The 6,890-nt window shown below is 26.8% G+C and carries 6 protein-coding genes and 1 pseudogene; 4 read left to right on the forward strand and 3 right to left on the reverse strand.

Annotated elements, in window-relative coordinates:
• The 4 genes and pseudogenes from ACH2BO_RS12465 to ACH2BO_RS12480 form a co-directional block, all read left to right on the forward strand.
• A pseudogene (locus ACH2BO_RS12465) lies at positions 1 to 269 on the forward strand (diaminopimelate epimerase); the annotation flags it as partial.
• Positions 266 to 799, forward strand: a complete 534-nt coding sequence (locus tag ACH2BO_RS12470) for a GNAT family N-acetyltransferase (protein ID WP_395045061.1) — start codon at positions 266 to 268, stop codon at positions 797 to 799. The pseudogene ACH2BO_RS12465 and the gene ACH2BO_RS12470, both read left to right, overlap by 4 nt.
• 12 nt (positions 800 to 811) lie before the next feature.
• A complete protein-coding gene (mltG, locus tag ACH2BO_RS12475) occupies positions 812 to 1,846 on the forward strand; it encodes an endolytic transglycosylase MltG (RefSeq protein WP_395045062.1) in 1,035 nt (344 codons plus the stop codon).
• 65 nt (positions 1,847 to 1,911) lie between these two features.
• Positions 1,912 to 2,826 carry a DUF2279 domain-containing protein gene (locus tag ACH2BO_RS12480; protein ID WP_395045063.1) on the forward strand — a complete coding sequence of 305 codons (915 nt, stop codon included), beginning with the start codon at positions 1,912 to 1,914 and terminating at the stop codon, positions 2,824 to 2,826.
• Positions 2,827 to 2,996: 170 nt separating this feature from the next.
• Here the strand turns inward: ACH2BO_RS12480 and ACH2BO_RS12485 are convergent, their stop codons facing one another.
• From ACH2BO_RS12485 to ACH2BO_RS12495, 3 genes are all read right to left on the reverse strand, one after another.
• On the reverse strand, positions 2,997 to 5,672 hold the full coding sequence (locus ACH2BO_RS12485; protein WP_395045064.1) for a hypothetical protein: 2,676 nt from the start codon (positions 5,670 to 5,672) through the stop codon (positions 2,997 to 2,999).
• Positions 5,673 to 5,762: 90 nt separating this feature from the next.
• Positions 5,763 to 6,503, reverse strand: coding sequence for a GLPGLI family protein (locus ACH2BO_RS12490; RefSeq protein ID WP_395045065.1), 741 nt, complete (start codon positions 6,501 to 6,503; stop codon positions 5,763 to 5,765).
• 68 nt (positions 6,504 to 6,571) lie between these two features.
• A complete protein-coding gene (locus tag ACH2BO_RS12495; protein WP_395045066.1) occupies positions 6,572 to 6,736 on the reverse strand; it encodes a hypothetical protein in 165 nt (54 codons plus the stop codon).
• Between the last annotated feature and the right edge of the window lie 154 nt (positions 6,737 to 6,890).

A 6,890-nucleotide genomic window follows, 5' to 3' on the forward strand; every position in this document is an offset into this window, starting at 1 on the left:
TAAATTTTGTTAAACAATTATCAGAAAATCATTTTGCATTAAGAACTTATGAACGTGGTGTTGAAGATGAAACACTTTCATGCGGAACTGGCGCAACTGCGACAGCAATTGCAATGCATGCTATTGGAAAAACAAATTTTAACATTATAAATCTTAATGTTCAAGGTGGAAAATTGAAAGTTTCATTTGAAGAAAACGATGCTAAGTATAGTAATGTTTTTTTGGAAGGAAAAGCAACATTCGTTTTTGAAGGAGAAATAGAATTATGATAACATTAAAAGGAGAAAATATATATTTAAGAGCATTAGAGCCAGAAGATTTAGAGTTTGTCTATATTATAGAAAACGATGAAACTATTTGGAATGTTAGTAATACCCAAACTCCATACAGTAAATTTTTAATTCGTCAATATCTAGAAAATGCACACCAAGATATATATGAAGCAAAGCAGTTGCGACTAGCAATTTGTACAAACAATGACAAAAACACAATTGGTTTGATAGATTTATTTGAGTTTGATGCTAAAAACAATAGAGCTGGAATTGGAATTGTAATAAAAAACGAAATCGATAGGAGCAAAGGATATGGAAAAGAAGCATTAAATTTATTAATTAATTATAGTTTTCAGCAACTGCAATTACACCAGCTTTTTGCAAATATTGGTGTTGATAATGTTTCTAGTTTAAACCTTTTTACTACTTTTGGATTTCAAGAAATTGGAATAAAAAAAGACTGGAATCTAGTAGATAATAAATACCAAGATGAAGCCATTTTTCAACTAATAAATAAAAATTCATAAAAAATAATTACATTGAATAAGAAATTAAAAACCATATTATCAATTGGAACACTACTTTTTATAGCTGTAGCTGTTACAATATATATAAAATTTTTATCAAGTAATACTTCTATTTCAAAAGAGGAAATTTATATTACCGTTCCAACAGGTTCAAGTTATGAGGAAGTAAAAAAAATAATTTCACCTTATATTAAAGAAATGAGTGGTTTTGAAGCAATGGCAAGTATTCGAAAATACGATAAAAATGTAAAATCTGGAAGATTTCTTGTAAAAAAAGGAATGGGAAACTATACTTTGGTTGCTTCACTTCGCAGAAATATTCCTGTTAACTTGGCTTTTAACAATCAAGAAAGATTAGAAAATTTGTGTTTGCGAATTAGTACTCAAATAGAACCAGATACAATAAAACTATTAGCAGCTTTTAGAGATTCAAAGTTTCTATCTGAAAACGGATTTACTAAAGACAATGTAATTGCAATGTTTATTCCTAATTCTTATGAATTTTATTGGAATGTATCTGCTGAAAAATTTCGAGATAAAATGCTTAAAGAATACAAAAATTTTTGGACTAAAGAACGTTTATCAAAAGCAGAAAGACTTAACATGACTCCAGTTGAAGTAATAACTTTAGCATCAATTGTTCATAAAGAAACGGTTAAAAAAAGTGAGCGACCAGTTGTTGCAAAAGTTTATTTAAACAGATTAGATTTAGGAATGGCGTTACAAGCTGATCCAACTGTAATTTATGCATTGAAATCTAGAGATGATGATTTTGATCAAGTTATAAAAAGAGTTTTGTATAATGATTTAATAATTGCTTCTCCATATAATACTTATGTAAATTCTGGTTTGCCTCCAGGACCAATTGCTATGCCAGATATTGATGCTATTGATGCAGTTTTATCGCCAGATGAAAATGATTATATTTATTTTTGTGCAAGTGTTGAAAAATTTGGATACCACGAGTTTGCTTCAACTTATACTCAACATCAAGAAAATGCAAAAAAATATGCAAATTGGCTGAATGGTATTGGAACAAAAAGATAGTAATTGAATTTTTCTATTTTAAAGACCTCTTAATAATGCATTTAATTCAATAGTAAATCCCTAGAATGAATAAGTTAAAATTTTTATTAATTATTTTAGCACTGAATATTAATTTGGGATTTTCACAATCTACACTTGACTCTTTTCTAAAACCATCAGATTCTCTAAATAAACCAAGACTAAACAAAGTAATAATTTCTGAAGCAGTTCTTGCAACTACAGCTTTAGTTGGGCTTAATCAACTTTGGTATGCAGATTATCCAAAATCTGATTTTCATTTTATTAATGATAATGACCAATGGTTGCAAATGGATAAAGTTGGTCACGTTTTTTCATCCTATCAATTGGGAAGTTTTGGAGCAAATGCATTAAAATGGAGTGGTTGCAATAGAAAAAGCCAGATTATTTATGGTTCAACAATTGGATTTGCATTTTTATCTACAGTTGAGGTTTTTGATGGATATTCTTCAGAATGGGGTTTTTCTCTTGGTGATATTGCTGCAAATGCTGGCGGAACTGCACTTTTTGTTTCACAAGAATTACTGTGGAAAGAACAACGAATAGTTCCTAAATTTTCGTTTCATACTACACAATATGCTTCGGCTAGACCAAATGTGCTTGGTAGTTCAATATCTGAACAAATTATTAAAGATTACAACGGACAAACTTATTGGCTTTCTGCAAATGTGTATTCTTTTTTTACAAAATCTAAAATTCCAAAATGGTTAAATATTGCTTTAGGTTATGGTGCAGAAGGAATGATTACTGGAAGTGACGATTTAGTAAACACTGTTTTTTTTCCTGATTCAAAAAGAACTAGACAATTTTATTTGAGTTTAGATGTTGATTTAACTAAAATAAAAACAAAATCAAATACTTTAAAAACACTTTTTTCACTCTTTAATTCAATTAAAATTCCTGCACCAACTATTGAAATATCACAGTTTAAAGGTGTAAAAGGACATTTTTTTTATTTTTAGAAAATATTAACGACTTAATTTAAACTCTACTTTTTATTAGCATATTCTATCTATTCGTAGAGTAATATGGAAAGACCAATACGGAACCTAAATTTCCAATTATATGAAACAATTTGAGGTTATGAAACTCAGAATGTTATTGCTTATAGCAATGCAATTGTAAGATAGTTTTATAATTTATAACTTACTGAAAGCATAAAAACTCTAGGCAAAACATAAGTTTTTTTCTCACTAATCATAAAATCTGAAAAAGAATAATCATTTTTTACTTTATTGTTAAAAAAATTATTTGCAAATAATTCAAATCCAAACGGACTATTTTTCTTTTGATAACGCAAAGAAGTATTCGCTATATCATAAAAATTTGTTTGATTAAAATTATCTGTGTTTTTTAAATTTTCATAATCAATTTTAAAAGTAAAAAACTTTTTAAATGAAAATTCTACTTCTGATGTAAACTCATCGGATTCATAATTACTTTTTGTTAATCCATTAAATTGACTATATCCTTTATTGTAACCAATACTAATATCTGGCCATTTCTTATAAGCCGTTTTAAAAGTTAATCCAATATTTTGACTATTTCTATCATTTGATCTGTTTACATTATTTATTGATTGCAAATAGTTAAACCACGATAAATTAGAATTCAATTTTAAATTAAAACGATAAATTTTTTTACTAAAAGAACTCATAAAACGCCAATTCGTTTCAGGATTGTCGGTTAAAATTGGTGTTGAATATTGATTAATTCCACTCAATTGAATTTCATTTCTAGTTGTTTTTACTTTCTTATTATAACTCGCGATAGCATTCAAAGTAATGCCTTTAAACATGTTCATCTTAGAATATCTAAAATTTACTGCATGATATTGTTCATTTTCTAGTAAAGAATTCCCTTTAAACACTGAATTGTAGCTTTGAAGAGTAAATTGATTTGCCAGTTTGCTTACTTCTGGAAAAGTATTAGACAACTTATAGTTAAAACTTAAACTTTCTGATTTATTAAATTCATAATCACTATTAAACTGTGGTTGAAATAATGTTTTAGAAATTGTAAATTCAGAAAGATTTTGATTTGTATTCAGATTATACCAATGCATATACAATCCTGATTTGTTAGTACATTTTCCAATTTTGAATTTATATTCAAAACCAATGTAAGCATCATTTAATTGGTATTTTACATTATTTCCAAAACCATTATTATCGAAGTTATTAATTGTTCCATTTGTTAGTAATTGCTTTTCTGATGTTTCAAAATTTGAATTTATGTAATTGTTGCCAACATTAGTGTATAAATGATTAAAATTGTTTAATATCCAATAATGTTTGAATAAAGCGTCAACGGTATTGCTTTTAACTCTTTTAATTTGGTTGATAGAATAACTAGAATCACTTTGCAAAGGAATTAATCCTGTTAAAAAAGGTTGCTCTGAAAACCAATTATTTTGAGGAGTGTTTTTTTCGAATGATTGGTTTACTACAAAAGTAGTAGTGTGATGTTCATTATAGTTTTTATGCCATTCTATAAATTGTTTGACAGAAATATTATCAGCTTTTGAAATAGTTTCAAATGTATTAGTGTTGGTGTTAGTTATTGAATTAATAATGTTTTCAATATCATTTGTACTTAATTGAAATTGTGAGTTGTAATAAATTTTTTCTTTTTTGTTAGGAGAATAATCTAGTTTTAGGTTGCCAATTCCTAATAAATTTTTTGAAATATTATTTTGAAATTTATTCTCATAGGAAATTAAACTATTTTGAAGATATTCATTTACGCTTTCTATTTTTGATTGCATGAAAACTTTAGAGAATATTCCAAAACCAGAAATTGTCAAATTAGTAACAGTATCAAAACTAAAATTTAAAGCACCAAATTGAGATTTATTTTGAACAACATCTGTATTGTCATTAGCAAAAGAAAACAAATTCGTCAATGATTTTCTACCAGTTAAAAAGCTACTTGTGCCTCCATCAAAACGCATTAAATCTTCAAAAGTAAAAGTACTTTTACCAATGTTATTTAAATCTCCAATAAAACTTAAATTGGTTTTTGGAGCATAGTAAAATAAACCAGCATGAGCCAAATGATAACCATTATCATTTGCAATTTCAGCAGCAACTTCAACATCACCAAAAACAAATTTCTTTTTATTTTCTTTCAGTTTTACATTCATTGCCAAGTCTTCACTATCAGAAACTTGTTTCATAAAACCAACTTCGTTGAAGTGATCTATTACTTCAATTTTGTCTAAAGCATCAGCAGGAATATTTTCTACAGCTAGTTTAGAACCACCACCAAAAAACGATTTTCCTTCCACCATCATTTTGGTAACTTTTTTGCCTTGAACAGTAATATTTCCTTTTTTGTCAACTTCTACTCCAGGAAGTTTTTCAAGAATTTCTTTCATTTTTCGCTCATTGCCGTTGGCAAATGCTTTAATGTCATAAGTTAGCGTATCTTTTTTGATTTGAATGGGTTTATACTCATGTTTAATTATAATTTCTTTGAGTATTTCTCCAGTAGCTTTCAGTTTGAAGTCGTAATTAGTTATTGCAGAGTTTGGTTCTATAATTAGAACTTCTTCGGTGTAGCCAATGTAAGATACTGTAATTTCATATTTCACATTAACATCTAAATCTAATTTATAACGTCCTTTATTATCTGCAATTGCAAATTTTAAAGAAGCATTTTCTTGAAGTGGTTTTGCAATAATGTTGGCGGATTCTAAAGGTGTATTGTTAAGTAAGTTATTAATAGTGCCTGATAAATTTTGATTTTGCGAAAGTGTTGTAAAAGGAAAAATAATACTTAAATACAAGAAAATTTTTATTGACATAAATAGATAAATATGTTTGTAGTTTTATACTATTTTAAATAAATAAAAAACCAATAAGTGCGATATATTATTTAAAAAACTTTTTTTGCTTTACTCATTTTTTAGTTTTTCATTTATTTCCAAAAGCATCTTGTTATAATCCTCTTGTGAAATAATTGGTATTTTGTTGTCTAGAGTTAAAGATTTTTTTTCTACAATAACATTAAATTCAATTTTTGTAGCGTAAAAATATATTCTATCATTAAATCTTCCATCAAGCACTAAACCCGGCAAGCCATCTAATCCTTTTGGACCAAATGATGATGGTATTGATGGTGTAAACCAAACTTCGGGTGTAAAAATTAATTGTTTTGATCTTAATTTATCAAATTCTTCAAATTTACATGTTGCTTTATAACAAGTATATCCATCGATTATTTTAGTTTCATTAGTTATTAACCAATTGTATTCTTTTATATTTTTTTTTACAAAATATTTTTTTCCACTGAGTTCAACCTGGGTAACTTTTAATGAATCTTGCATGTTTTTGTAATACAAACCATTAACAAAATTTTTAGCTTTTTTATATGCAAAACTATCTTCATTTGGGTTTATTTTTTCAATTACTTTGAAAACACTACATGAATTATTAAAAATTAATTCACACTCTAATTTTGATAAGTTTTCTTTAACCTCGCTGACAAAATTTTTCCTTTCATCTGATTGATTTTTGAGTTCTTGACTTTGGGATTCAATTAAACCAACTTTATATATAACTCTATTAGTTTGGTTTTGTGAAAAGATTGATATTGATTGTATAAAAAGTATTATTAATAATGATGTTTTTTTCATATTCTTTTAGAATTTAAAGTTCAATAAATCTTAAAGATTTATTGAACTTTATAATTAATAAACAATTTTTAGTGTGACTTACATTTAGTAATATAATCATTTACGGCTTGAGTATATTCTGTTGCAGTATAACAACCAAATTCTACCTCATCTGCATTTACTTGTTCAACCGCCCAGTTAGTACAAGCATCTGCACGTAGTACTTCTTTTTTTTCTTCAGGATTTCCTGCCATAGACACACCGCTAAAACCTACCAATAAGATAGCTGTAAAAAATAATTTTTTCATAATTAATAATGGTTTAAATTTATAAATATTTTTTGGTTAACCATTGTAAAAGTGAAAAAAAAAAAAAATGCAATTGGTAAATTATCTTATAATTTTAACA

The organism is Flavobacterium sp. (genome assembly GCF_043773265.1).
Taxonomy (GTDB): Bacteria; Bacteroidota; Bacteroidia; order Flavobacteriales; family Flavobacteriaceae; genus Flavobacterium.

Bases quoted from the DNA above. Each gene is read 5' to 3' on its own strand.
- ACH2BO_RS12485 (WP_395045064.1), bottom strand. From the start codon at position 5,672: ATGTCAATAAAAATTTTCTTGTATTTAAGTATTATTTTTCCTTTTACA.
- ACH2BO_RS12490 (WP_395045065.1), bottom strand. From the start codon at position 6,503: ATGAAAAAAACATCATTATTAATAATACTTTTTATACAATCAATATCA.
- ACH2BO_RS12495 (WP_395045066.1), bottom strand. From the start codon at position 6,736: ATGGCAGGAAATCCTGAAGAAAAAAAAGAAGTACTACGTGCAGATGCT.
- ACH2BO_RS12470 (WP_395045061.1), top strand. From the start codon at position 266: ATGATAACATTAAAAGGAGAAAATATATATTTAAGAGCATTAGAGCCA.
- ACH2BO_RS12480 (WP_395045063.1), top strand. From the start codon at position 1,912: ATGAATAAGTTAAAATTTTTATTAATTATTTTAGCACTGAATATTAAT.